Annotated in this window: 1 pseudogene; it reads right to left on the bottom strand. The window is 71.8% G+C overall.

The window, feature by feature from the left end:
- Positions 1-1,829 (bottom strand): annotated as a pseudogene (locus tag ACFVWU_RS44850) (hypothetical protein); the annotation flags it as partial.
- Positions 1,830-1,859: the final 30 nt, after the last annotated feature.

Raw genomic sequence — 1,859 nt, forward strand, 5'->3', positions numbered from 1 at the left:
CTCACCCCTTGCGTGTGGCCTTCCAGGGGGTCGCCGATCGGCGCGCCGGTGCCCAGGTCCCACACCCGCACCGTCCCGTCCTCGCCGCCGGTGACGGCGACCGGCCGGCCCTCCACCACCGCGGTTGCCGCCGCCCGCACCCAGCCGGTGTGGCCTTGCTGGGGGTTGCCGATCGGCTGGCCGGTGGCCAGGTCCCACACCCGCACCATCCCGTCTCTGCCGCCGGTGACGGCGGCCGTGGTCGTTACCGCCAACACGTCGCCGACGGGGATTGGCAGTGCCTCGCCGATCTGTTGGCGGGTGGCCAGGTCCCACACCCGCACCGTCTTATCCTCGTCACCGGCAACGGCGACCGGCCGGCCTTCCACCTCCCCGGTGGCCACCGCCAACACTCCCAGGGGACGGCCTTGGCCATGCAGGGGCTCGCCGACCGGCTCGCCGGTGGCCAGGTCCCACACCCGCACCATCCCGTCCTTGCCGCCGGTGACGGCGACCGGACGGCCTTCCACCTCGCCGGTTGCCACCCCCGAGATGTCTTCGCCGTGGCCTTGCAAGGGGTTGCCGATCTGCTGGCCGGTGGCCAGGTCCCATACCCACACCGTTCCGTAATCGCCGCCGGTGACGGCGACCGGACAGCCTTCGACCTCCCCGGTGGCCACCGCCAACACGTCCAGGCGATCGCCTGTGTCGTGCAGGGGCTCGCCGATCTGCTGCCGGGTGGCCAGGTCCCAAACCCGTACCGTCGAGTTCTCGTCGACGGTGACGGCGACCGGCCGGCCTTCGACCTCCGCGGTGGCCACGGCACGTAGCTTCGTGCGATGGCCTTTCCAGGGCTCGCCGGTCTGCTGGCGGGTGGCCAGGTCCCACACCCGCAGCGTCCCCTGGTCGTCGCCGGTGACGGCGACCGGACGGCCGTCCATGACGCTCGTCGCCAGGGCGGACACCGTGCGGTCGTGCGGGAGGGCGCCTGTCTGCTCGCCGGTGGCCAGGTCCCATACCCGTACTGTCCCTTCGTTGCCGTCGGTGACGGCGACAGGCCGGCCCTCGACCACCGCCGTCGCGACCAGCGACTCGACGTGGCGGCCGTGCGGGAGGGCGCCGATCTGTTCGCGGGTGGCCAGGTCCCACACCCGCACCGGCCCTTCCACGCTGCTGGTGAGGGCGACCGGGCGGCCCTCCAGCGTGGTTGTCGCCATCGCACACACGAAGATGTCGGTGTCGTCTTCCTCCCGCACGTCTTCGTGCTCGGGTGTGTCGCCGATCGGCTCGCCGGTGGCCAGGTCCCATACCCACACAGCCCTCTCCTCGCCGGAGACGGCGACCGGGCGGCCCTCCAGCGTGGTTGTCGCCAACGCACACACGCGGCCGTGGTTGTCCAGGTAATCGCCGATCGGCTCGCCGGTGACCAGGTCCCACATCCATAGGGCATTTTCGTTACCGTCCGTGACGGCGACCGGCCGGCCGTCCACCACCGCCGTCGCCAACTCGGTCACAGCGCCGCCGTCTATGGCGTGCCGGAGCCGGGCGTCAACAGACCGGGCGTCAACCTGGCTGCCGGTGGACCACTCCACCTGCCACCGCGGCGCAGGCTCGCCCGCCACCGCAACGGCACTGATCCGCGCCGCCAACTCCATGTCCCCGTACCGGGCCGCATCCAGCGCCAGCAACTGCCGACGCACCCCCGCCGTCGCATCCCGGTGCACATGTGCCGACGCCCGATACACCTCCGCCACCAAACGAGCCTCCGGACCCGTCCCCGAGTCCAGCAGTCCCCACACCAGCGCCGGATCGCCGTTCACCAACAACCCCAGGTCCGTCCACCACGCCACCGGACCGGTACCTGAATCACCCTCATACAC

This window comes from Kitasatospora sp. NPDC058190 (genome assembly GCF_042883685.1).
Classification (GTDB): domain Bacteria; phylum Actinomycetota; class Actinomycetes; order Streptomycetales; family Streptomycetaceae; genus Kitasatospora.